The sequence below is a fragment of the Limosilactobacillus viscerum genome (assembly GCF_947387525.1).
GTDB classification, from domain to species: Bacteria; Bacillota; Bacilli; order Lactobacillales; family Lactobacillaceae; genus Limosilactobacillus; species Limosilactobacillus viscerum.
Genome location: NZ_CANDNW010000004.1, coordinates 1 through 22,458, shown reverse-complemented (window position 1 = coordinate 22,458; position 22,458 = coordinate 1). Strand labels below are relative to the sequence as shown.

The 22,458-nt window shown below is 45.5% G+C and carries 22 protein-coding genes; 17 read left to right on the top strand and 5 right to left on the bottom strand.

Annotated elements, in window-relative coordinates; all coding sequences use genetic code 11:
* The first annotated feature begins 34 nt into the window (after positions 1-34).
* The 7 genes from QOS07_RS02105 (at position 35) to smpB (ending at position 9,373) form a co-directional block, all read left to right on the top strand.
* Positions 35-652: a hypothetical protein gene (locus QOS07_RS02105; protein WP_283587357.1), complete on the top strand. Its 618-nt coding sequence runs from the start codon at positions 35-37 to the stop codon at positions 650-652.
* A 346-nt stretch (positions 653-998) separates the two neighbouring features.
* Positions 999-2,720, top strand: a complete 1,722-nt coding sequence (gene ptsP / locus QOS07_RS02100) for a phosphoenolpyruvate--protein phosphotransferase (protein WP_283587356.1) — start codon at positions 999-1,001, stop codon at positions 2,718-2,720.
* Between the two features lie 189 nt (positions 2,721-2,909).
* Entirely contained in the window at positions 2,910-4,292 is a 1,383-nt protein-coding gene (locus QOS07_RS02095; protein WP_283587355.1) for an amino acid permease, read from the top strand.
* Between the two features lie 251 nt (positions 4,293-4,543).
* Positions 4,544-6,085, top strand: a complete 1,542-nt coding sequence (locus QOS07_RS02090) for a ClC family H(+)/Cl(-) exchange transporter (RefSeq protein ID WP_283587354.1) — start codon at positions 4,544-4,546, stop codon at positions 6,083-6,085.
* Positions 6,086-6,150: 65 nt separating this feature from the next.
* Entirely contained in the window at positions 6,151-6,390 is a 240-nt protein-coding gene (gene secG / locus QOS07_RS02085; protein ID WP_283587353.1) for a preprotein translocase subunit SecG, read from the top strand.
* A 125-nt stretch (positions 6,391-6,515) separates the two neighbouring features.
* Positions 6,516-8,885: a ribonuclease R gene (rnr, locus tag QOS07_RS02080; protein ID WP_283587352.1), complete on the top strand. Its 2,370-nt coding sequence runs from the start codon at positions 6,516-6,518 to the stop codon at positions 8,883-8,885.
* Positions 8,886-8,899: 14 nt separating this feature from the next.
* Complete coding sequence (gene smpB, locus QOS07_RS02075) at positions 8,900-9,373, top strand: SsrA-binding protein SmpB (protein ID WP_283587351.1); 474 nt, start codon at positions 8,900-8,902, stop codon at positions 9,371-9,373.
* 194 nt (positions 9,374-9,567) lie between these two features.
* Here the strand turns inward: smpB and QOS07_RS02070 are convergent, their stop codons facing one another.
* Positions 9,568-10,416, bottom strand: a complete 849-nt coding sequence (locus tag QOS07_RS02070; RefSeq protein ID WP_283587350.1) for an LCP family protein — start codon at positions 10,414-10,416, stop codon at positions 9,568-9,570.
* A gap of 355 nt (positions 10,417-10,771) precedes the next feature.
* Here QOS07_RS02070 and QOS07_RS02065 point away from each other — a divergent pair, with 355 nt between their 5' ends.
* Complete coding sequence (locus QOS07_RS02065; protein ID WP_283587349.1) at positions 10,772-11,635, top strand: LysR family transcriptional regulator; 864 nt, start codon at positions 10,772-10,774, stop codon at positions 11,633-11,635.
* A 145-nt stretch (positions 11,636-11,780) separates the two neighbouring features.
* Here QOS07_RS02065 and QOS07_RS02060 read toward each other — a convergent pair whose 3' ends face one another.
* Positions 11,781-12,326: an LURP-one-related/scramblase family protein gene (locus QOS07_RS02060; protein WP_283587348.1), complete on the bottom strand. Its 546-nt coding sequence runs from the start codon at positions 12,324-12,326 to the stop codon at positions 11,781-11,783.
* 151 nt (positions 12,327-12,477) lie between these two features.
* Between QOS07_RS02060 and QOS07_RS02055 the strand changes: the two genes are divergently transcribed.
* The 4 genes from QOS07_RS02055 to QOS07_RS02040 all read left to right on the top strand — a co-directional run bounded on the left by QOS07_RS02055 (position 12,478) and on the right by QOS07_RS02040 (position 15,281).
* Positions 12,478-13,200, top strand: a complete 723-nt coding sequence (locus QOS07_RS02055; protein WP_283587347.1) for a uracil-DNA glycosylase — start codon at positions 12,478-12,480, stop codon at positions 13,198-13,200.
* Between the two features lie 26 nt (positions 13,201-13,226).
* Positions 13,227-14,198, top strand: coding sequence for a phosphate acetyltransferase (gene pta, locus QOS07_RS02050; RefSeq protein WP_283587346.1), 972 nt, complete (start codon positions 13,227-13,229; stop codon positions 14,196-14,198).
* Between the two features lie 138 nt (positions 14,199-14,336).
* Entirely contained in the window at positions 14,337-14,795 is a 459-nt protein-coding gene (gene tsaE, locus QOS07_RS02045; RefSeq protein ID WP_283587423.1) for a tRNA (adenosine(37)-N6)-threonylcarbamoyltransferase complex ATPase subunit type 1 TsaE, read from the top strand.
* Positions 14,796-15,281, top strand: coding sequence for a GNAT family N-acetyltransferase (locus QOS07_RS02040; protein ID WP_283587345.1), 486 nt, complete (start codon positions 14,796-14,798; stop codon positions 15,279-15,281).
* A gap of 97 nt (positions 15,282-15,378) precedes the next feature.
* Here QOS07_RS02040 and QOS07_RS02035 read toward each other — a convergent pair whose 3' ends face one another.
* Together QOS07_RS02035 and QOS07_RS02030 are read right to left on the bottom strand one after the other, a co-directional pair.
* A complete protein-coding gene (locus QOS07_RS02035) occupies positions 15,379-15,798 on the bottom strand; it encodes a PAS domain-containing protein (protein ID WP_283587344.1) in 420 nt (139 codons plus the stop codon).
* Between the two features lie 9 nt (positions 15,799-15,807).
* Positions 15,808-16,344: a 3'-5' exonuclease gene (locus QOS07_RS02030; RefSeq protein ID WP_283587343.1), complete on the bottom strand. Its 537-nt coding sequence runs from the start codon at positions 16,342-16,344 to the stop codon at positions 15,808-15,810.
* Positions 16,345-16,467: 123 nt separating this feature from the next.
* Here QOS07_RS02030 and murB point away from each other — a divergent pair, with 123 nt between their 5' ends.
* Together murB and rbsK are read left to right on the top strand one after the other, a co-directional pair.
* Positions 16,468-17,364 carry a UDP-N-acetylmuramate dehydrogenase gene (murB, locus tag QOS07_RS02025; RefSeq protein ID WP_283587342.1) on the top strand — a complete coding sequence of 299 codons (897 nt, stop codon included), beginning with the start codon at positions 16,468-16,470 and terminating at the stop codon, positions 17,362-17,364.
* A 189-nt stretch (positions 17,365-17,553) separates the two neighbouring features.
* Entirely contained in the window at positions 17,554-18,474 is a 921-nt protein-coding gene (gene rbsK / locus QOS07_RS02020; RefSeq protein ID WP_283587341.1) for a ribokinase, read from the top strand.
* A gap of 88 nt (positions 18,475-18,562) precedes the next feature.
* On the opposite strand, the gene QOS07_RS02015 is transcribed toward rbsK, so the two are convergent.
* Positions 18,563-19,225 (bottom strand): DUF1361 domain-containing protein, encoded by a 663-nt coding sequence (locus QOS07_RS02015; protein WP_283587340.1) that lies wholly within the window; start codon positions 19,223-19,225, stop codon positions 18,563-18,565.
* Positions 19,226-19,328: 103 nt separating this feature from the next.
* On the opposite strand from QOS07_RS02015, the gene cdaA reads away from it, so the two are divergent.
* From cdaA to glmM, 3 genes are read left to right on the top strand one after another with little or no spacing between them, the layout of a single operon-like run.
* On the top strand, positions 19,329-20,180 hold the full coding sequence (cdaA, locus tag QOS07_RS02010; protein ID WP_283587339.1) for a diadenylate cyclase CdaA: 852 nt from the start codon (positions 19,329-19,331) through the stop codon (positions 20,178-20,180).
* Positions 20,167-21,006 (top strand): CdaR family protein, encoded by an 840-nt coding sequence (locus tag QOS07_RS02005; protein ID WP_283587338.1) that lies wholly within the window; start codon positions 20,167-20,169, stop codon positions 21,004-21,006. Before cdaA ends, QOS07_RS02005 begins: the two co-directional genes overlap by 14 nt.
* A 12-nt stretch (positions 21,007-21,018) precedes the next feature.
* Positions 21,019-22,374 carry a phosphoglucosamine mutase gene (glmM, locus tag QOS07_RS02000; RefSeq protein ID WP_283587337.1) on the top strand — a complete coding sequence of 452 codons (1,356 nt, stop codon included), beginning with the start codon at positions 21,019-21,021 and terminating at the stop codon, positions 22,372-22,374.
* Positions 22,375-22,458: the final 84 nt, after the last annotated feature.

Below are 22,458 nucleotides of genomic sequence, written 5' to 3'. Positions count from 1 at the left end.
AATGGACGTGAAACGCGAGAGGGGCGTGGCAATTATGAAGTTAGCAAACAAGTACTTAAATGGAGCATTGGTAATCCTGATGGCTTGTGGGCTGGCTGGTTGTGCCACTAACAATTCAACGACCACCCAGCGGACACACCAGACACCAAGTACCCAGGTAGTTAAGGACACCCATAAAAAGGTCAACAAGCAGGCAAATAAGCAAGTTAAAGAAGAGGCTAAAAACGAAACACCGGCGCCAGCGACCGCTAATTCGACTAATGAATATGCAGCGGTAAATACTAATGAGGCTAGTGCACCATCCAGCTCAGCTAATGCAGCAACAAACACGACGACGGTTCCTGCTACTAATCCGGCTCCAGTTATCAGCCAGCCGGTTAGTGCACCGGTTGAGACACCGGTTAACCAGCAGGTAACTGTTGATCTCGAACACATCGCGGTATGGACAGATGCGCAGGGGCAGACCCACCATGTTAACTGGGATGGCTCGGATTGGATTACCAGCAAGGACAGCACGACCGTCCAACACGCGGACTGGTATGATGCCCTGCCTGATGGTGCAACCCTATATGCATACAAGGATTACCAGTTCACTACCCAAGATAGTAGCCAGTGGATCCAGCAATTTGATCGTGCAATTAATCAGCAGTAAGCCGAAAAAATTTTCACAACTATCAAAAAACGGTCCACCGTTCGGTAAAATCACCGGACGATGGGCCCTTGTTTTAGCTCCGAATATTACAGAGATATCGCGTGCCACAACCCAGGGCCTTAGTGTCTAGGTACGGACAGTCGCTAGCCCGTTCCGTGCTAACGAAAGCCATACTAAATAGACTAACTGCGTGTCGCAGGCCCTAACCGTGGTTGTGTCACAGCTCCTTCTGCCTTCTTTGTCGCGCATAACTTAATGAAACCGCTTCGCTTTTATTCGACCTGCGCTATAATAGTATGGAATGGCTGGTGATATTTATCATTGGCGGTACCAAGGAGGAAAAAGAATGGCAAAAGAGATCAAGGGAATTGCCGCTAGTGAGGGAATCGGGATTGCTCCCGCATACCGACTAGTAGAACCCGACCTTTCATATCAAAAACGACGGGTAACAAACTCATTAACTGAGTACAAGCGGGTAATGCAGGCCTTTGACGAGTCAATTGATGAACTACAAAAGTTAAAGAAGCGGGCGCAAACACGTTTATCGACGGATGAGTTAGCAATCTTTGATGCCCACATAACGATTCTTTCTGATCCAGAATTATTAAAACAAGTGAAGCAGTTAATTGAACAACAAGTTTGTGCTGAAGAAGCGGTTGACCGGGTAACGGGGCGCTTTGCCCGGACGCTTTCCCAGGTTGCTGATCCTTACATCCAGGAACGGGCAGGGGATGTTCGGGATGTTGCAAAGCGTGCAATGGCCCACCTATTAGGGAAAAAGCTGCCTGATATTGCAGCGATTGACCGGCCAGTAATTTTGGTTGCCCACGAAGTTACGCCGTCAGACACGTCTCAGATGGATGTACGGTATATTAAGGGGATTGTGACAGACCTTGGTGGACGGACTAGTCACGCAGCAATTATGGCCCGGACCTTGCGCATCCCCGCAGTTGTCGGTACTGATCACATCACGAACAGTACGCAGGATGGCCAGTTAATCGTTGCTGATGGGCTGCATGGCAACGTTATAATTGAACCCTCACAAGAGGAAGTTACCGCTTTCACTACTAAAGCGAAGCAGCTGGAACAGGCCCGGCAGGAATGGTCGAAAAAGGTTAACGCACCATCGATTTCAAAGGATGGTCAGCGGTTCGAAATCTGTGCTAACATCGGGAATCCAAGTGATGTTACTGATGCGGTAAGGCAGGGCGCCGATGGAGTGGGCCTCTTTCGGTCAGAATTTCTGTACATGGGTAGTGACCATATGCCAACCGAGGATGAGCAGTACCGTGCTTACCGGCAGGCATTAGTTGGGATGCAAGGAAAGCCGGTAGTGGTGCGGACATTGGATATCGGCGGCGACAAGCCTTTGCCATACCTACCACTTCCCCGTGAAATGAACCCCTTCCTTGGTTACCGTGCTATTCGGATCTGCTTAAAGCATCCAGAAATTTTCCGGGTCCAGTTGCGAGCGTTGATTAGGGCGTCGGAATATGGACCGCTGTCGATTATGTTCCCAATGATTGGGACGGTAGCAGAATTAAGGGCCGCCAAGAAGATTTTTAATGATTGCAAGGCAGAACTACAAAAAGAGCGTCCTGGCCTTGGTGACGGCATTAAGTTAGGAATGATGATTGAGGTTCCCCTGGCAGCAATCAATGCCGACCAACTGGCTAAAGAAGTTGATTTCTTTAGTATTGGCACTAACGACCTCATTCAGTACAATTTTGCGGCCGATCGGGGGAACGATGAGGTTTCTTACCTTTATCAGCCCCTCAATCCGGCCTTTCTCAGCTTGATCAAGCATGTTATTGATGCTGGACACCGTCACCACACTAAGGTTGCCATGTGTGGTGAAATGGCTGGTGACAAATTGGCACTTCCGCTTTTAATGGGGATGGGGCTCGATGAATATTCAATGTCGGCTTCATCAATTCTTCGCACCCGTTCACTGATGGGAAAGCTAGATACCAGTAAGTGTGCACAATTAGCTGCAACTGCAATTAATGACTGCGTTACCGTCGAAGAAGTTCAGGACTTAGTAAGAGATAAGCTAAAAATTAAATAGTTAATAATTATTATTTAGCTAGTCACGGATTATCTGATGTGACTAGCTTTTTTATATTAAAAATATTAAGTATCAGCAGTTAATTAACCGCAAAATTAAAAAAAGATTAGAAAATATATGGAAAAATTTGCATTTTTATAATATACTTTGAAACTGATAAAAGATAAAGAGAAGGGAATCTGATTAGTTATGAAGAAGTCAGCACCAGCGTTACGGCGTTCGATGACAGCCGGACAAATGGAAATGATTTCGCTTGGTGGCGCAATTGGGGTTGGACTCTTTATGGGGGCAACCTCAACAATTAAGTGGACTGGTCCATCTGTCTTACTTGCCTATGCATTTGTAGGGTTAATTTTGTACATTGTCATGCGGGCCCTGGGGGAAATGATTTACGTTAACCCGGGAACAGGGTCGTTTGCGGACTATGCAACCGAGTATGTTCACCCACTGGCTGGGTACCTTGCCAAGTGGGCAAATGTTTTTGAATACATTGTTGTTGGAATGTCAGAAGTGGTAGCGGCTACTGAATACCTTAAGTATTGGTGGCCACATATGCAGACATGGATTGCCGGACTAGTAATTATTGCCTTCCTTGTTCTTGCCAACTTAGCAAGTGCCAAGGCTTACGGGTCATTGGAATTCTGGTTTGCGATGATTAAGGTTATTACGATTATCTTTATGATCATTTTAGGCTTTATGGTGATCTTCTTTGGCTTTGGGAATGGTGGTCACCCGACCGGCTTTAGCAACCTCTGGGCCCATGGTGGGTTCTTTACCGGTGGCGTTTCCGGTTTCTTCTTCTCGATGTCCATTATTGTTGGTTCATACGAAGGAATTGAGTTGCTGGGGATTTCTGCTGGTGAAGTTGCCAACCCACAGCAAGCAATTGTTAAATCCGTTAAGTCGGTATTATTCCGGATCTTAATTTTCTACATCGGTGCAATTTTTGTTATTGTGACTATCTATCCATGGAACAAGCTTAGCAGTGTTGGTTCACCATTTGTTTCGACATTTGCCAAGGTCGGGATTACAGCTGCGGCATCAATTATTAATTTTGTTGTTTTGACAGCAGCCCTATCTGGTGCCAATTCTGGAATTTACAGTTCAAGTCGGATGCTGTTTAAGCTGGCTCATGAAGGGGATGCACCAAGTATCTTTGGGCGCCTGTCAAAGCGGGTTGTCCCTCATGCCGCGATTCTTGGTATCTCTGGCGGGATCCTCATCGGGTTTATCATTGATATTATTGCTTCAGTTTACAGCAAGTCAACGGCAAACATGTTTGTGATTGTCTTCAGTTCCTCTGTTTTACCGGGGATGATTCCATGGTTTGTTATCCTGATGGCCGAATTGCGTTTCCGGCACAACAATCCTGACTTGATGGCTAAGCACCCATTTAAATTGCCGCTCTATCCGTTCTCTAACTACTTTGCATTCATTATGTTGATTGTCATTGTTATCTTTATGTTTATTAACCCTGACACCCGTGTATCTGTTATTGTTGGTGCAGTGGTATTAATTTTAGCGGTAATTATTTACTTAATCCGCCACGGTTTCAGCCGTGAACGGGCCTAACTGCCAAGGGATTGTGGCACGCGATATTTCTGTAATATTCGGAACTGAAACAAGGACTCGTGATGAAACTTAGTTTTGTCACGAGCCCTTGTTTTTTAGAAGATATGCGGGAAAGATCAATTTTTTCACTTATTTAACCAGTATTCTGCAACGTCCAGTTCCTTTTGGATTTGATCCTTCAAATGTGTGTCCAAATTATTTTTGTAGTACAATTGCTCATAGCTTTAGATTATTTGAAAGGATTTTTTCTTATGCGCAAGGATAGTTTTACCTACCAGCACAACCAGCTTGTTCAAGTCCTAAGGGCAATCTTAATTGGGTTACTAACAGGGTTAGTGGTTAGTCTATTCCGACTAGCAATCCAGCATTCACTTACCCTAGTTACGGCTTGCTTTCGGTACTTTCACCAGCACCCGACCGGTTTGATTTGGTGGGCAATCGGTTCGGTAATTTTAGCACTGGCCCTTGGGTGGCTAACGCAAAGTTACCCCAACATCAAGGGGTCTGGGATTCCACAGGTTGAAGGACAACTGACCGGCCAGTTTGAGGAAAAATGGTGGCCGGTCCTGTGGCGGAAGTTCTTTGGCGGGATTCTAGCAATTGGTTCTGGCTTGTACCTTGGTCGTGAAGGACCTTCCATTCAGTTAGGAGCAACAGTTGGCCAGGGGGTGGCCGAAACCTTTCACGCTGGCCAGTTAAACCGTCGGATAGGAATTGCCAGTGGGGCAGCCGCGGGCTTATCTGCTGCTTTTAATGCCCCCATTGCCAGCACGATTTTCATTCTGGAGGAAGTCTACCATAATTTCTCACCAGTGATCTGGTTGGCAACCTTCGTCAGTGCTCTCTGCTCAAACATGGTTTCCTTGACCTTCTTCGGCCTGCATCCGGTGTTGGGTGTCCACTACCAGCACATGTTACCGACAAACTTGTACTGGCACTTGTTGCTGTTGGGTTTGCTTCTGGGTTTGCTCGGTCGCTTGTACCAAATTGTGATCTTGCACTTGGATAGTTGGACGGCCAAAATTAAGTGGCTCCCGGCCTTTGCCTATCCGGTCCTGCCGTTCTTGCTAGTAATACCAATCGCATGGTACTGGCCGATTACCCTGGGTGGTGGGAACATTTTAATTACCCACCTGACTAGTTTGCCATTTTCACTGACAATTTTTGCGGGTGTATTTATCCTGCGGTTTGTTTTTTCGATGGTCAGTTATAGCTCACAACTGCCAGGGGGGATTTTCCTGCCAATTCTCACGTTAGGGGCGGCCTTTGGTGCTGTTTACTGCGCACTGATGGTTAAGCTCGGCTTACTTCCAGCCCGTTATTTACCAAACTTTATCATTTACTCCATGGCAGGTTATTTCGCCTGCATTAGTAAGGCTCCCTTTACGGCAATTTTGCTAATTACGGAGATGGTTGGCTCACTGGCTCACTTAATGCCGTTAGCGATCGTCGCGATGGTTGCCTACCTAGTGGTGGATGGCCTTCATGGTGAGCCGGTCTATACTGCAATGTTTAACAATTTCATTGGTAAGCGAAAGGTGTCGCACCAGAATGATATTGAAATTTTAGTGACCATCTATGCTGGTTCCAAACTGGACGGGATGAAAATTGCTGATTTCCAGTGGCCGGATAACAGCATTGTGACTACCATTTATCGGGGAGAACAACGGATTATCCCAAATGGTAAGACAGTGCTCAGTGCTGGTGATACGCTAGTAATTCAGGCATGCAAACCGAAAACGTCACAAATCCAGTCGGAGCTAATGACGGCCGCACATTATGCAGATATATAGAAATCAGTGCTTATCTATGATATGATATTAAAGATATAGCGGGTATAAATTAGGAGGAAATTTCCTTGTATAATACTTTAATGACAATCTTTCTAATAGTATGTGTTGTGCTGATTGCGTGCGTAATGATGCAACCAGCCAAGAACGATAATGACGCGATGTCTGCCTTAACTGGTGGTGCTGGTGACTTGTTCTCCCGGCGCAAGGCCCGTGGCTTTGAAGCAGTCATGCAAATTGTTACGACAATCTGTGGGGCGCTGTTCTTCATTTTGGCATTAGCGTTAGTTTATGTATCATCACATTAGAGTTTTAAGTTTGCCCCCTGAAGCGAAGCTAGCAGGGGGCATTTTTATTAAGTGGTTTATTTTAGGCTGCTTAACTAAAAATGTGGGGTTAAATTAATAATTAAGTAACTGATTTGAGGTAGGAAATGACAACTGATAGATCAAAATTACAAGATAAGGTATTAGAATTTTTAACTAAAAATGCTGGCGTCAGCTATTCTGCAGAACGGATTGCCTACTCTCTAGGGATGGACAATGCAGATCAATTTACACCAATTATCCAGGTGCTTGCCCAGCTAGAGCGTGACAAAAAGGTGCGGGTAACCGATAAGGGTGAATTCGAGGCGATCATTGAGCAAGCGCCAATTACTGGTACTTTCCATGGTAATGATAAGGGCTTCGGCTTCGTTGAATACGACCCAGACCTTCCAGATATGTATGTCAATCCGGACCACACGATGCACGCACTGAATGGGGACCAGGTTGAAGTTAAGGTGCTACGAGCTGGGGATCCAGCAGCGGGACAGGGCCCCGAAGCACAAGTTACCAAAATTATTGAGCATAATTATGACCGAGTAGTCGGTGAATTCAAGCAGGAAACGGTTGGCAACTACATCGGTGAGGTCCTTCTAAAAGATAAGAAGCTCGCCAAGTACCGCTTCTTTGTTACTGGCAAAGGGTTAAAGCCACTTGACGGAGAAGTAGTGACGGCAACCGTAGAAAGTTACCCAAGTGATGACTCACCTGAAGCGATGACGGGGGCTGTGACAGAGGTAATCGGAAACAAGGACGAACCGGGAATTGATATTCTTTCGGTGATCTATGCCCATGATGTGCCACATGAATTCCCTAAGGAAGTAATGGACCAAGCAAATAAGATTCCGTTGCACGTCCTTCCCGAAGAAAAGAAGGGACGAAAGGATATTACCAACCAACCCCTGGTAACGATTGATGCCATCGAGTCCAAGGACCTTGATGACGCGGTTGTTGCGTGGAAGATGGACAACGGTCATTACCACTTAGGTGTCCACATTGCTGATGTCAGTCACTACGTTCAACCAGGAACGCCATTAGACAAGGAAGCATTTAAACGTGGCACCTCCGTTTACCTGACTGACCGGGTGGTGCCAATGCTGCCAAAGCGGCTATCCAACGGTATCTGTTCATTGAACCCTGGTGAAGAGCGGCTGTCAATGAGTTGTGAGATGGAAATTGATGAACAGGGGCGGGTAGTAAAGCACGCTATCTTCCCTAGTGTGATGAAGTCACATGCACGGATGACCTACAAGGCGGTTAACCGGATTTTGGAAGCTCATGATGAAAAGACGATTAACCAGTATAAAGACCTGGTGCCAATGTTTGAAACCATGGGCGAACTTCATAAAATCCTGTTAAAGAGCCGGAAACGTCGTGGGGCCATTGATTTTGAAGCACCCGAGGCCAAGATTATTGTTGATGATACCGGTCACCCAATTGACATTCAATTACGTGAACGGGGAACAGCTGAACGGATGATTGAATCATTCATGTTAGCAGCAAACGAAACGGTGGCGGAACACTACTTTAATGAACACGTCCCATTCCTCTACCGGATTCACGAAACACCGGATAAAGACCGGATTAAGTCCTTTGTTGACTTCTTAAATGTCTTTGGAATTGACGTCCATGGTGATATTAATAATGTAAAACCGAAGATGTTACAAAAGGTCCTCAAGGATGTTGCCGGAAAGCCGGAAGAACAAATGGTGCAGGTTATGATGCTGCGGAGTATGCAACAGGCAAAGTACTCTGACGAGGAGTTGGGGCACTTTGGACTGGGTGCTAAGTACTACACCCACTTCACCTCACCAATTCGGCGGTACCCTGATGATACGGTTCACCGCTTAATTAAGTGGTACGCCAAGAACGGTAAGGGAGAGCATGCTAAGGCTGCCTGGCGGAAAAAACTGCCAGAAATTGCTGAACACACTTCCGTTACTGAACGGCGAGGGATCGACACGGAACGTGACGTTGACAGTATGAAGAAGGCGGAATACATGAGTGACCATGTTGGCGAAACCTTTGATGCAGTCGTCAGTTCAGTCATGAAGTTCGGCTTGTTTGTCCAACTGGAGAACACCTGTGAAGGGTTGATTCACATCTCCGTGATGAATGATGACTACTACGAATACTCTGAAAAACACATGGCCTTAATCGGTCGGCGGACCCACCGGATTTTCCAAATTGGTCAACCGGTGAAGGTACGGTTAAAGCGGGTTGATAAGGACCTGCGGGAAGTTGACTTTGAGATGGTCAACCCTGAAGACGCACCAACAACTAAGATCCGGGTACCACATGATGATAACCGGCGTCATGGTGGCGGCAACCGTCGGCAGGGGAACCATGGTCATGTTAAGCGCCATGACCGGAACCAACATAATGGTCATGTTAATAGTCGGCAAATTAACCGTGGGCAAACCCGTCACCATAATAATTCGCGTGACCACCACTCAGAGGGACGCCGTCGTCGCCATTAAAATGGAGGGATAAAATGGCCAAGAAATCCCAACAAAAGAAAAACGAGAATTTAATTGCCCAAAATAAAAAGGCCCGTCACGATTATTTCGTGACGGACACGGTGGAGGCTGGACTGGTACTGACGGGGACAGAAATTAAGTCGGTACGGGCCCACCGGGTAAACTTAAAAGATGGTTTTGCCCAGATTCGGAATGGTGAAGCATGGTTGATGAACGTCCATATTAGCGAATACGATAATGGAAATATCTTCAACCAGGATCCCTTACGCAACCGGAAACTTCTACTCCATAAAAAGGAAATTAACCGGTTGACGGGCGCACTGCAAGATAAGGGTGTGACCTTAGTTCCATTAAAAATGTATATCAAGCATGGCTATGCCAAAGTCTTAATGGGAGTTGCAAAGGGGAAGCACCAGTACGATAAGCGGGAAGCAATTAAGCGCCGTGAACAAAACCGTGAAATTGAACGGGTAATGAAACATTATTAAAAACATAAGCAGGAGATAAGAGGCAGTTTAACTTCGTAATTCAACGTGAAGTAAGCCCTGACAGCTTCCGCAGAAAAAATGAGGCCCAGTGTCTGGTAAATAAATGCCGAACACTGGGCCTCAATTCGTCTCACGCGATACCTTTGTAAAAATTTTCTGCCGAGTGGGGGAGCGTCTACCTGAGAATATCGGGATTATTTTACGAGAACATTATATTGGGCACCGTCAGGCAGCTGGTAGTTAATGTGATTATAACCATTCCAGCTTGTTTGCTGCTTATTCATCTTGGTTTCATTGTTGGTAACCTTTTCCGGCGTTAAACCAAGTGATTGTCGTAGTTCACGTGAAACCCGGTTGATCTCAGGAGCAGTGGCAATTTGAAAATCGGTTCCGTCAATCTGAGCATCCTTACCCTGAAGGTGGTCCTTAACGGTTTTATTCATCGCTGAATGGTAGTTAAGGTAGATCGTAGTGACGTTATTAAGGGGGAGGTCAGTCCGTACACCATCTTTTGCAGCAGCAACGATTTCATTGGCCGCCTTAACCGACCCCCGTTGCTTGAAGGAGGAGATAACCGACTGGATAACCTGCTGCCCCCGTTTTTGCCTCCCGTAGTCGTTATTGGGGTCATCGTAACGCATTCGTGAGTATTTCAGTGCTTCATTACCATCGAGGTGTTGCCACCCTTTCCGAAAGTGGTGGCCTTCATACGTAAAGGCAAATGGATTTTTAACATTGACGCCGCCGACCGCGTTAACAACCTTCCGGAGGGTTCCCATATTAGTGAGTGCATAAAAAGTAACCGGGACGCCCAGAAGTTCGCTGACCTGCTTTTTAACTTGCCGTGATCCGGCGATTGCGTAGGCGGCATTGATTTTAACAAAACGGCTCCCATCCTTAGTGGTTACTTTAACCAGAGTGTCACGGGGGATGGCAACCATGGTAATTTTCTGCTGGTGGGGGTTAACGGTAATTAACTCCATTGTATCGGTGTTTCCGGCGTAGGAAGTTCCCCGCCCCAGGGCGCCGACATCGGTTCCCATTACCAGAATGCTGAACGGCTTGCGCTGGTTGATCAGCTTAGCGGCAGTGGGATTAGTTGAACTACTAATTTGCTTAACGGTTGAATGCCAGAGGTAGTATTCGCGACCAAGAAAGCAGGCAATTATTAAGACGATAACTGCGATAATATAACGCCATAGATGTATTTTAGGTGGCTAGTGGTTAAGGCCAGTACGAGTTTGTACTTCTTTTTTCATCAAAATCTTTTGTACTTCTTTTTTCATCAAAATCTTCCAATCTTTATGGGATACACAACTAGTCTAACCGGACCTTTGTAATTAAGAAAATACTATTTTATAATTGGAGAAATAAAAAAATTAGATATCTGGTAAAAAAATGAACCTTAAACAATTACAAGAGTTCCTGGTTGTTGCCCAAGAACGTCAAATTACATCAGCAGCAAAACGCCTTTACATGGCACAACCGCCACTGTCATACCAGATGAAACAACTGGAAAAGGAACTAGGGGTTAAACTTTTTACGCGAAATTCATACGGGATTGACTTAACACCGGCAGGGAAAACCTTTCAGGCCTATGCGCAAGAAATGGTCAAGACTCGGCAAGCAGCAATTGAAGCACTGGACCAGGAAAAAACGGGCCGGTTAGGTACGATTCACTTAGGGTTGATCTCATCTACCGGGGCGTTAGTACCTACTCCAGCACTTCGTCAATTAACTGCCGATTATCCCCGGGTAAATTTTGAAATTAGCGAGGGTAATACCATGCAGCTAATTGACCAGGTCAATAGCAACTTGATTGATATTGCGATTGTTCGAACACCATTTAATATGCGGGGACTGACAGCCCGTACCCTGTACCACGATAAGTTGGTTGCAGTGGGCGACCACGAGCGGTTTAATTTTCCCGATAATGAATTTTCAATCACTGACTTTGACCAGCAGCCACTAATCTTATACCGGCGGTTTGAATCCATCTTTAACCAGACATTTGCCCAGCACGGGGTGGAACCCTTTTACAGTGTGAAGTGTGACGATGCCCGAACTGCTCTGATGTGGGCAAATAATGGGATGGGGATCGCAATTGTTCCACGTTTAATTGCAAAGAGTTATGCCCGGCTGCCAATCACTCCCATTAACTACCAGGCGTGGAATTCGTCAATCCAGGTGGTTTGGCAAAAGGGGGCTAAGTTAAAGCCGGTCACTAAGCGCTTTATTAACCTGTTAACGAAAGAAGCATAAGCAAGTCAAAGGCAAATGGCGGCGATACATAAATAAGGTCCAGAGTCTGACAAACAGCCAAACCCTGGACCTTGTTTGAATTCGTGGGGTTCACGGAGGCTAGCTTCGTATTAAGCTACAAAGTTTTAACTCCCACGATTATTAATTATTTAACGCGAAACCCCATCCCTAGGTCATCTGCTAGCGAGCGGTTCCTAAACTGGACCTTGCTACTGTCAATCTGGCCGTTACGTGACCAGTGGTCGAGAACACTAGCAACCAGAATTGCCAACGGTTCATCGTCCTTGTTAGTAACCCGGAGTTCATGACAGTATGACCCTGAAAATTGGACGGGCTTTAACGCAAAGACTAATTTGCCGGCACCGAATACCCGGTAGCGGCTGCCTAGCGGTGAGCCAACAATAATCCAGTTGAGTCCCCGGATATAAACAACCTGGCGGACAAAGCCAAATGACTTACCAACAATTCCTACACGTTGCCGCTGCTGGTACAGAGCAAACTTGGGCAGAATACCAAGCGAAAGCTGTTTAACCTCCGCTAGCAGGTCACCATTAATGGCATATAGTGATAATACATCATGATGCATTCCCCACTTCCCAACCAACAGGTAACAGGAACGCCCCTGTTCATCACGAACGACTGTTGTCCCATGCAGGTCGGTTGAATGATCACGAAGGTATAATTTACGCACGAACTCACCACCATTCCCGAATTAATGTTAAAACCATTTTACCAGTTTGGAGACTAAATGCCTAATTATCTTATTGCCAAAAAGCGTTTTCAAATCTACTGTTACCGCTAATGTAGATATGATAAAATAAAAAACGAGGTGCATAATACTGATGAAACAATTAATCCACAATGACTGGTGGGATGTCTTAAAACCCCAGTTTGAAAGTTCTTATTATTCACAGCTTCATGATTTTTTAAAGGAAGAGTATACTCACCGGACAATTTATCCGGAGATGCATCATATTTTTGAAGCATTTGAGTGGACACCCTTTAGTGAAGTAAAGGTGGTTATTTTAGGACAGGACCCATACCATGGTCCACAACAGGCACACGGATGTAGTTTCTCCGTATTACCAGGAGTGGCGGTACCACCATCTTTGCAAAATATTTATAAAGAATTGCAAAGCGACGTGGGCTTCAAACCGGTAAATCACGGCTACCTAAAGCACTGGGCTGACCAGGGAGTTCTCTTGCTAAACTCGGTTCTTACTGTCCGGGCAGGGCAAGCATTTTCCCACCGCGGTCATGGTTGGGAACAGTTAACGGATGCGGCAATTCATGCCTTGTCTGAACGTCCTAAACCAGTTGTCTTTATCCTTTGGGGACGGGCAGCCCGGGATAAAAAGAAGCTGATCAATACTAAGACAAATATTATCCTAGAATCAGCTCACCCGAGCCCGTTATCAGCTAACCGTGGTTTCTTTGGTTCACGACCATTTTCGAAGACAAACGAAGCACTTCGCGCCATGGGAGAGCAGCCAATTGATTGGCAACTACCGGCAAACCCGGTAGCTGATGAAGGTCCAGCTAACGCGCTGCCAAAGAATGCTTAGTGATCAATTGAGGAGGTACTTGCATTATGGAATTATTTGACGAAATTGCTGCCAAGGTAAAGGGACAAAACAAGACGATTGTTTTCCCAGAAGGTGAAGACAAACGGGTGCTCGGTGCTGCGGTTCGCCTGCAAAATGATGGCCTGATTAAGCCAATCTTACTTGGTAAGCGGGCTGAAATTGAAAAGACCGCTACCGACAATGGCTGGGACATTTCTAGCCTGTCGATCCTCGACCCAGCCGAATATCCGGAAGAAGATAAGAAGGCAATGTTTGACGCATTACTCGAACGGCGGAAGGGCAAGAATACTCCTGAACAAGTAACTGAAATGCTGAAGGATGTTTCATACTTCGGTACCATGTTAGTTTACATGGGCAAGGCTGATGGGATGGTTTCAGGTGCGGTCCACTCTACTGGGGCTACGGTTCGTCCTGCCTTACAAATTGTAAAGACCAAGCCGGGTTCCCACCGGATTAGTGGCGCTTTCCTGATGATTAAGGGCGATCAACGGTACATCTTTGCGGATTGTGCGATTAACATTGAGCTGGATGCGCCAACGATGGCCGAAGTTGCGGTTCAAAGTGCCGAAACAGCTAAGTTATTTGGGATTGACCCAAAGGTTGCATTGCTTAGCTTCTCAACTAAGGGTTCTGCCAAGGGTGACATGGTAACGAAGGTTGCCGACGCAGCAGAAAAGGTTCATGAATTGGCACCAGACCTGGCCGCTGATGGTGAATTGCAATTTGATGCAGCATTTGTACCAGAAGTTGGTGAATTAAAGGCCCCTGGTTCCAAGGTTGCTGGTCACGCAAATGTCTTTGTCTTCCCAAGCCTGGAAGCTGGTAACATTGGTTACAAGATTGCACAACGGTTCGGCGGCTTCACGGCAGTTGGCCCAATTCTGCAAGGATTAAATGCTCCAATTGCTGACCTGTCGCGGGGATGCAACGAAGATGACGTTTACGATGTCGCATTAATTACGGCGGCACGGGCTTAGCGTTTAAGATACGATCGTTTTAAATGAGTAAGGATAAAGGAAGGTTTGGCGACCCTCTTTTACCCTTACTTTGTTTTCCGGATTAGATAGGCTACAATAAAAACAGCTAATACATTTGCAGAGGTGATTGCGATGGAAATGAAGACGGTTGAAATGGACAGCCGGGATGCAACGATTGCGTTAGGTCAAAAAATTGGCCAACAATTAGCAGCCGGTGATGTACTGGTACTTGACGGTGACCTGGGTGCGGGGAAAACAACCTTTACGAAGGGACTGGCCAAGGGGCTGGAAATTCCTGACATTATCAAGAGCCCAACCTTTACTATTATTCATGAGTACCATGATGGCCGCTTGCCCCTTTACCATATGGATGCTTACCGGTTGGAAAACGGTGGTGCCGAGGACTTGGGCCTTGAAGAGTACTTTGACAGTGATGGAGTTAGCGTAGTTGAATGGGCAGAATTTGTGGCTGATGAATTACCGGCGGACTTCTTAGCGATTCACTTCCGGCGAACAGATGATGAGAGCAAACGGGTGCTGGAGTTTGAACCTCATGGGGACCACTTTGACCAGCTTGTTTCCACGGTGGTGGGTTAAATGGCAGACGAAGTAACGATTAAATTGGCAACTGCCGATGATGCTAGCCAGGTGTTAACTTTTCTGCGTAAATCAGCCACGGAAAGCGATGCAATCCTCATTCCCCACTTGGCAGAGGTAACCCTGGAACAGGAGCAGCGTAATATTGACATGATTAATGCCTTTGATGACTGTGTAATCATGTTGGCCATGTTAGGGGATCAGCTGGTAGGAATTGTAACGGTAATGGTGCTTGATAAACAGCCAACGGTGGGTGAACTTGGTGTAGTGGTTGCCAAAAAATACTGGCATAATGGAATCGGTCAGCTGCTTGTTGATGAAGCTGAGTACTGGTTTGAGAATTATAGTAGCCTGGAAAAACTAGTACTGACGGTTTTTGATACCAATTTTGCTGCAATTAACCTTTACCGTAAGCTGGACTTTGTAGAAACTGGCCGCCAAGAAGAAAATGGTCGAACGGTGCTCGAAATGGAATATCAGCAATAAAGCAATCGGGAATCGTTTTTTCACAATTACTGTGTAATATTCGGAGCAAAAACAAGGGCTCGTGATAAAACTTGGTTTTGTCACGGGCCCTTACTTATCACCGGTGGAAAATTTGCTTAATATTTCGTAAGAATGATCCTTTTTCCTGAAACTCAGCCACAGCCTGGGTAACTTCGATACAGCCGATGTACTCACCCTTGTCATTGTGCAGGGAGTAAAAACAGATGCTTACTGGTTGCTGGTGGTAGTGAATGAGAATCTTAATGGAATTTCGTTGACCACTATGCATCTCCTGGAGAACCTTTTTAACTCGTCCCTGGCTGTGTCCGGGGTGGACTTCTAAAACGTGTTTCCCGAGATCAGCATCAGTACGCTTAAAAAGGCGGTGGTGATTAGCTGATGACCAGCGGATAATGTCATCAGCGTCAATAAAGTCAAACTCAACGGGGATAGTAGTGAAAATAGTGTTTAATTCTTCAAGCGTCAATTGACCGCCGTGTAATGGGATAGTTTCCATGTTGTCCTCCTAACCGACTAACTTAATAAAAGGCTTGAGTTGCTGACTACCAAAACGTTGGTCCTGGTAGAGAAGAATATTGGCACAGGCCTGAGCGTCATCAAGCGCATTATGGTGGTGGTGAAGGTCAATATGGAGAGCATCGCAAACAGTGTTTAACTTATAGTTAGTCAGTCCCGGAAGAAGCCGGCGACTACTAGCCAGCGTATCGAGTGTTTGGTATGCTGGAGGTTCAATTCCATAGTGTTCAAGCGTATTTTTAAGAACGCTGTTGTCAAAACGGTTGTTATGTGCAATTACCAATTTGTCTGGCGTATAGAACTGCTTGATGTGTTCCCAGACCTCAGGAAAGGTTGGCGCATTAGCAACGTCACTTTCGTGGATGCCATGGATTTGAATGTTCCGCCAGAAAAAGTCGGTCTGTGGATTAATCAGACTGTAGAATTCATCAGCAATTTGGCCGTTCCTGACAATTGTAAGTGCCAGTGAACAAGCACTATAACGTTTACCGCTAGCCGTTTCAAAATCCATTGCGACAAAATTCATTAAGGACACCACCTTCTGATAGTTTACGATAGCTTTATTGTACAAATCGCCACCGCCTTTTGCAATTAAATGATACAATGTCATGGTAGGTAAAAATAAGTTTAAGAAGATGAGGAAGACAACATGGTTAACTTGATAACAGAATTTCCTGAAATTGAAATTAAGCAAAATGAACCGCTGAGTAACTATACGTATACGCATACTGGTGGTCCAGCTGACTGGCTAGCCTTTCCAAAGAATGTTAATGAGGTGCAACAGTTGGTGACTTTTGCCGGAACTAACCAGTTGCCACTGACAGTTCTGGGCAACGCTAGTAACTTAATTGTTCGTGATGGCGGAATTGCGGGACTGACCTTAATTTTAACCCGGATGAACCAAATTACTGTTAATGATAACGATGTGACCGCCCAGGCAGGAGCTGCCTATATTAATACAACGATTGTTGCTCGTGACCATGGCCTGACAGGGTTGGAATTTGCGGCCGGGATCCCGGGAAGTATTGGTGGAGCAGTCTTTATGAATGCTGGTGCATATGGTGGTGAGACTAAGTTTGCACTTAGTAAGGCGACCGTCCTTTTACCCGATGGGACAGTTAAGGAGTTTACTAACGAAGAACTCGATTTTGGTTACCGTCATAGCAGTATTCAGGAAAATCATGGCGTGGTCCTTGACGCAACCTTTAGTCTTCAGCCTGGCGACCAGGACGAAATTGCGGCAAAAATGGATGAGTTGAATGCGCGCCGGGCAGCTAAGCAGCCGCTCGATTTGCCATCATGCGGGAGTGTCTTTAAGCGGCCTACTGGCTATTATGCTGGAAAGTTAATTCATGATGCTGGCCTGCAGGGTTATACTTCTGGTGGAGCCCAGGTTTCGACTAAGCATGCGGGCTTTATTGTTAATATTGACCATGGGACGGCAACGGATTATGTTAATGTCATTCACCATGTTCAAGAGACAGTGAAGAAAAAGTTTGGCGTAAGTCTGCAGACTGAAGTGCGAATTATTGGCCGGGATAAATAAAGTTGGTAATTGCGGGACTTTTCCGTTGATTGCTAAGCAAAATAAAAGTAGCCACTAAGATGCTGGCTACTTTTATTTTTTAAATTTAATCAAAACGTTTTACTTATTGCTACAATAAGCTTTGTAATCGTTTTTATCATATGGTAAAATAAAATTATAGATAAACCGATTTACTAAGGAGAAACAAACATGAGTAATAAAGTAGTAGTTTTAGGTAGTATTAATGTCGATACCACATACCACGTTGAACGTTTCGCACAACCAGGTGAAACGATTTCTGCCAAAAGTAAGAGTTCTGCTCCTGGTGGTAAGGGTGCCAACCAAGCAGTTGCAGCAGCCCGTTCTGGCGCTAAAACTTCCTTTATTGGTGCGGTTGGTTCTGACAATGAAGGTGAATACATGCGTGAAGCGCTGAAGGAAAACGGCATTGATATTCACCACATTATGATTGACCAGTACCATGGTACTGGTACTGCCGCAGTTACCCTTGACGCAAGCGGTCAAAACGACATCATGATTTATGGTGGTGCTAACCAGGCAATGACCACTGATGTATTAGACGGAATTGATGATGTGTTGGATGATGCTGATTTCTTAATTAGCCAGTTTGAAACGCCACAAGAAGTTACCCTTGAGGCATTTAAGATGGCAAAGGAACATGATGTAACTACCATTTTGAACCCCGCTCCAGCACATGATATTATCCCTGAATTACTGCACTACACTGACGTAATTACGCCAAACGAGAGTGAATGTGCCTTACTGACCGGAATCGAGATTGCGGATGAAGAGTCAATGCTGAAGAGTGCTGAATACTTCCGTTCACGGGGGGTAAAGCACTTGCTGATCACCCTTGGCTCCAAGGGGGTCTTCTACGCAACACCAACTGCACATGGATTAGTGCCAGCGTTCAAGGTTAAAGCAGTTGATACCACTGCTGCCGGTGATACTTTCATCGGTACATTAAGTTCACAAATGAAGGTTGACTTGAGCAACGTGGCTGATGCCTTGGTTTATGCTCAACGTGCTTCCAGCTTAACTGTTCAGCAGATGGGGACAATGCCATCAATCCCAACTGCTGAAAAGGTTAAAGCGGCATTAGCTGAATAAAGCAAGGTGGCGCGTGATATCTCTGTAATATTCGAAGTTAGAAGGGCCCGTGACAAAACTCGGTTTTGCCACGGGCCCTTCTTTAGTGTTACAACACCTCAGTGCTAGCATGTTGAAATAGTTTTAACAGTAAGTAAATAATAAGCTGCATGACGGCCATGATTAAGACAAATTCAATCATTTTAATTGACCAGATTCCAAGAAGCTGGTTGAAAAACCAGGACGGGGTAAATAATAAGTAGATTGAGTGAAGACGAAGGAAACGTCCGATGTAAATGCCAACTCCGACCGTTAAGCTAAAAAGAACAATCCAACAATTCTTTATCCAGGGATGGTGAGGGGTTGTAAGCATGGTTAGCTGCCTTGCCGTCTGTTCTAAACTTAGCGTTCCCAATACTAAGCAGGTAAAGGCACAAATAATCATCATCGCAAATATCAGCCAAATGACTGGATCAGACTTCAAGATACCATTGACACTTGTGTGCGGTTGGAGCCATGAAAGGTGCATTAGGTCGGTCACAACGTATGGCGCATTAGGGTAAAAAATGAGCCATAGCAATAACAGTAGCCAAAAAGCTAACGCACGGCGGTCATTGAACCGTCGTAGTTGAAAACCAATTTCAATTGGTAGGTACCCAAGAAAGGTATTAAAGGCCATAAAATCATATGGTGCTTTGACAAAAATAGCTAGTAGCAAGATTAAAATCCAAAAGTATAAGCGGATCAACCAACGGAATAAGCGGTTATTCATGAATACCAACTTCCTTTAAAAATAGTCGATACTACAAGGATAACAGATTTTTACTATTTAAAATGATATAATATGAACGTGAATTTAGAGGATGGTGAATGCTATGCAGTTTATTGTTTCACTTCTTACGTGGCAAAACCTGATTCGCCTGATTGATATCCTCGTTATCTGGTTTTTAATTTATGAACTCTTGATTTTAATTCGCGGGACGCGGGCAGTACAACTTTTCCGTGGTATCTTAATAATTATCCTGGTAAAGGTAGTTAGTTGGTACATCGGGTTAAGCACCGTTTCCTGGTTGATGGACCAAGTAATCAACTGGGGGGTAATTGCAATTGTGGTTATCTTCCAACCAGAAATTCGGCGGGGACTGGAGCACTTAGGACGTGGTTCGTTCTTCACGGCCCATCAGACGGCGAATGAAACGGAAGAGGAAATGATCAAACAACTTGACCAGGCAATCCAATACATGTCGAAACGACGGATTGGGGCCTTAATTAGTATCCAGATGAATACGGGACTCGAGGAGTACATCGAAACTGGGATCCCACTGGATGCTGATATTTCAGGAGCACTTTTAATCAATACCTTTATCCCCAATACGCCACTCCATGATGGGGCGGTAATCATCAAGGATAACCGGATTGCGGTTGCTGCGGCCTACTTGCCGCTGTCAGACAGTAAACTGATTCCAAAAGAACTAGGGACCCGGCACCGGGCTGCCGTTGGGATTAGTGAAGTGACTGATGCATTAACAATTGTCATTTCTGAAGAAACCGGTGAAGTTTCGATTACGAAGGATAATGAATTAATCCGGAACATGTCACAAAATGACTACTTAAAGTTCCTCCGTTCACAGCTTTACAAGCACGAGCCACAACAACGGGGTAACCTACTAACTGAGTTTATTTCAAAACTTGGGCGTTGCGGAGGTGGTCGTCATGAACAAAAATAGTGATGGCTTTTTTAGCCGTAAATGGGTTCTTCGGGTAGTAGCCCTGGTTTTGGCAATTTTTCTATTTATTTATGTTAACGGGAGTAAGGATGGTTTCTTACGTCAAAACACCCGTGACAGCAGCCGGAATAGTGCATTGATGTCGAATAAGACCGCTAATATTCAAATGCCACTGAACATTACGATTGATAATGAAAAGTATGTGGTTACTGGTTACCCGCAAAATGTGAAGGTTCAAGTCAGTGGACCGTCAGCGCTAGTCACCACGACGAGTAACACCCAGAACTTCCGGGTATACGCCGACCTGAATAGCCTTGGCCCTGGTAAGCACCGGGTTCCGATAAAAACTAGCGGCTTAAACTCGGAATTGCATGCGGTGACAACACCACGGTATATTAATGTAAATATCCAGCCGCGGAAGACCATTAACATGCGGGTCAGTGTCCGGCTGTCAACACATGATCTTGATAATGGCTACACGATCGGTCGACCACGCCTTGATACCGATATCGTCCAAGTTACGGGATCAAAGGAGGAGGTTAATCGCGTTAGTCGGGTAGTGGCCTTTGTTGCTATTCCAAATGACGCCAAGGGCGACTTAACGCGTCAGGTAACGTTACAAGCCGTTGATAAGAATGGGCAAACGTTGAACGTGGTGATCCTGCCAAAGACCACTAACGTTACGATTCCAATTGGCCGTGGTAATAGTGATTCATCAAGCGATGATTCCGACTCCTCGTCTAGCTCGTCTTCTAGCGCTAGTCGAAATAGTCAAACTGCAGATAGTTATATCAGTGATAGTAGTGAAAACTCATCAAGTAATTAAAGGAGAAAAATAATGAAGCTTAAATATTTTGGTACAGATGGTGTTCGTGGGGTTGCAAACCAAGACCTCAGTCCTGAGTTGGCCTTCCGGGTTGGTCGTGCTGGTGGTTATGTTTTGACCCGCCACTCCGACCGCAAGCGGCCACAAGTGTTAGTCTCCCGTGATACTCGGATCTCTGGGCAAATGCTGGAAAACGCGTTAGTTGCTGGGTTGCTTTCTGTCGGAATCGAAGTACTCCGGCTGGGGGTTGTTACTACTCCCGGTGTTGCCTACCTGGTTCGGGCACAGGAAGCTGATGCAGGGGTAATGATTACTGCCAGTCATAACCCAATCAAATACAATGGGATTAAGTATTTTGGTGGTGATGGCTTCAAGCTTTCCGATGACCTTGAATATGAAATTGAACAGTTACTGGATGCCAAGGAAGATACGCTTCCCCGGCCATCCGATGAAGGATTAGGGACCGTTGTTGATTACCACGAAGGTGCGCTTAAGTATACTTCATTCCTGGAACAAACCGTTTCTACCGACCTTAGCGGGTTAAAGGTAGTTGTTGATGCTGCCAACGGTGCTACTAGCGGCTTTGTTTCTAACCTGTTTGCCGACATGAATGTGGACTTTGTACCAATTCACGCTCAACCAAACGGCTTAAACACCAACCTGGACTGTGGTTCAACCCACCCTGCCAGCCTGCAAAAAGCCGTAGTTGATAATGGTGCTGACTTAGGGATTGCCTTTGATGGTGATGGCGACCGTTGCATTGCGGTTGACGCGGATGGAAACATCGTCGACGGTGATAAGATTATGTACATTTGCGGTAAGTACATGGACAGTAAGGGAATCCTGAAGAAGGACACAGTTGTAACGACGGTAATGAGTAACCTTGGCATGTACAAGGCCCTGGAAGCTCATGGAATGAAGAGTGTCAAGACCAAGGTCGGTGACCGGTATGTTGTTGAAGAAATGTTGAAGAATGGTTACAACCTTGGTGGTGAACAATCCGGTCACATTATTTTCTTAGACCACAATACCACCGGTGACGGGATGCTTACTTCATTGCAATTGCTATCAGTAATTAAGGAAACGGGTAAGTCACTAGCAGAACTAGCAAGTGACGTTACAACCTACCCACAAGAATTGCTCAATATCAAGGTGGCTGATAAGGCTAGTGCAATGAATAACGAAAAGTTAAAGGCCGTAATCGCCGAAGTTGAAGATGAGATGGCCGGAAATGGACGGGTACTCGTTCGGCCAAGTGGGACGGAACCACTGTTGCGGATCATGGCTGAAGCACCAACTGAGAAGCTGGTCCACCAGTATGTTGAAAAAATTGGTGACGTTGCCCGCGCTGAACTTGAGGTTCAATAATTAAGATGGCAGATTGCAATAAATAACTTGAACAAATTTAGTGACGCAAATTAAGCAAAAAGACTTCAATTGGTGTTCGCCAGT

Excerpts from the sequence above, each read along its gene's own strand:
- QOS07_RS02105 (WP_283587357.1), top strand. The coding sequence starts at position 35 with ATGAAGTTAGCAAACAAGTACTTAAATGGAGCATTGGTAATCCTGATG.
- ptsP (WP_283587356.1), top strand. The coding sequence starts at position 999 with ATGGCAAAAGAGATCAAGGGAATTGCCGCTAGTGAGGGAATCGGGATT.
- QOS07_RS02095 (WP_283587355.1), top strand. The coding sequence starts at position 2,910 with ATGAAGAAGTCAGCACCAGCGTTACGGCGTTCGATGACAGCCGGACAA.
- QOS07_RS02090 (WP_283587354.1), top strand. The coding sequence starts at position 4,544 with ATGCGCAAGGATAGTTTTACCTACCAGCACAACCAGCTTGTTCAAGTC.
- rnr (WP_283587352.1), top strand. The coding sequence starts at position 6,516 with ATGACAACTGATAGATCAAAATTACAAGATAAGGTATTAGAATTTTTA.
- smpB (WP_283587351.1), top strand. The coding sequence starts at position 8,900 with ATGGCCAAGAAATCCCAACAAAAGAAAAACGAGAATTTAATTGCCCAA.
- QOS07_RS02070 (WP_283587350.1), bottom strand. The coding sequence starts at position 10,416 with ATGGGAACCGATGTCGGCGCCCTGGGGCGGGGAACTTCCTACGCCGGA.
- QOS07_RS02065 (WP_283587349.1), top strand. The coding sequence starts at position 10,772 with ATGAACCTTAAACAATTACAAGAGTTCCTGGTTGTTGCCCAAGAACGT.
- QOS07_RS02055 (WP_283587347.1), top strand. The coding sequence starts at position 12,478 with ATGAAACAATTAATCCACAATGACTGGTGGGATGTCTTAAAACCCCAG.
- pta (WP_283587346.1), top strand. The coding sequence starts at position 13,227 with ATGGAATTATTTGACGAAATTGCTGCCAAGGTAAAGGGACAAAACAAG.
- tsaE (WP_283587423.1), top strand. The coding sequence starts at position 14,337 with ATGAAGACGGTTGAAATGGACAGCCGGGATGCAACGATTGCGTTAGGT.
- QOS07_RS02040 (WP_283587345.1), top strand. The coding sequence starts at position 14,796 with ATGGCAGACGAAGTAACGATTAAATTGGCAACTGCCGATGATGCTAGC.
- QOS07_RS02035 (WP_283587344.1), bottom strand. The coding sequence starts at position 15,798 with ATGGAAACTATCCCATTACACGGCGGTCAATTGACGCTTGAAGAATTA.
- QOS07_RS02030 (WP_283587343.1), bottom strand. The coding sequence starts at position 16,344 with ATGAATTTTGTCGCAATGGATTTTGAAACGGCTAGCGGTAAACGTTAT.
- murB (WP_283587342.1), top strand. The coding sequence starts at position 16,468 with ATGGTTAACTTGATAACAGAATTTCCTGAAATTGAAATTAAGCAAAAT.
- rbsK (WP_283587341.1), top strand. The coding sequence starts at position 17,554 with ATGAGTAATAAAGTAGTAGTTTTAGGTAGTATTAATGTCGATACCACA.
- QOS07_RS02015 (WP_283587340.1), bottom strand. The coding sequence starts at position 19,225 with ATGAATAACCGCTTATTCCGTTGGTTGATCCGCTTATACTTTTGGATT.
- cdaA (WP_283587339.1), top strand. The coding sequence starts at position 19,329 with ATGCAGTTTATTGTTTCACTTCTTACGTGGCAAAACCTGATTCGCCTG.
- QOS07_RS02005 (WP_283587338.1), top strand. The coding sequence starts at position 20,167 with ATGAACAAAAATAGTGATGGCTTTTTTAGCCGTAAATGGGTTCTTCGG.
- glmM (WP_283587337.1), top strand. The coding sequence starts at position 21,019 with ATGAAGCTTAAATATTTTGGTACAGATGGTGTTCGTGGGGTTGCAAAC.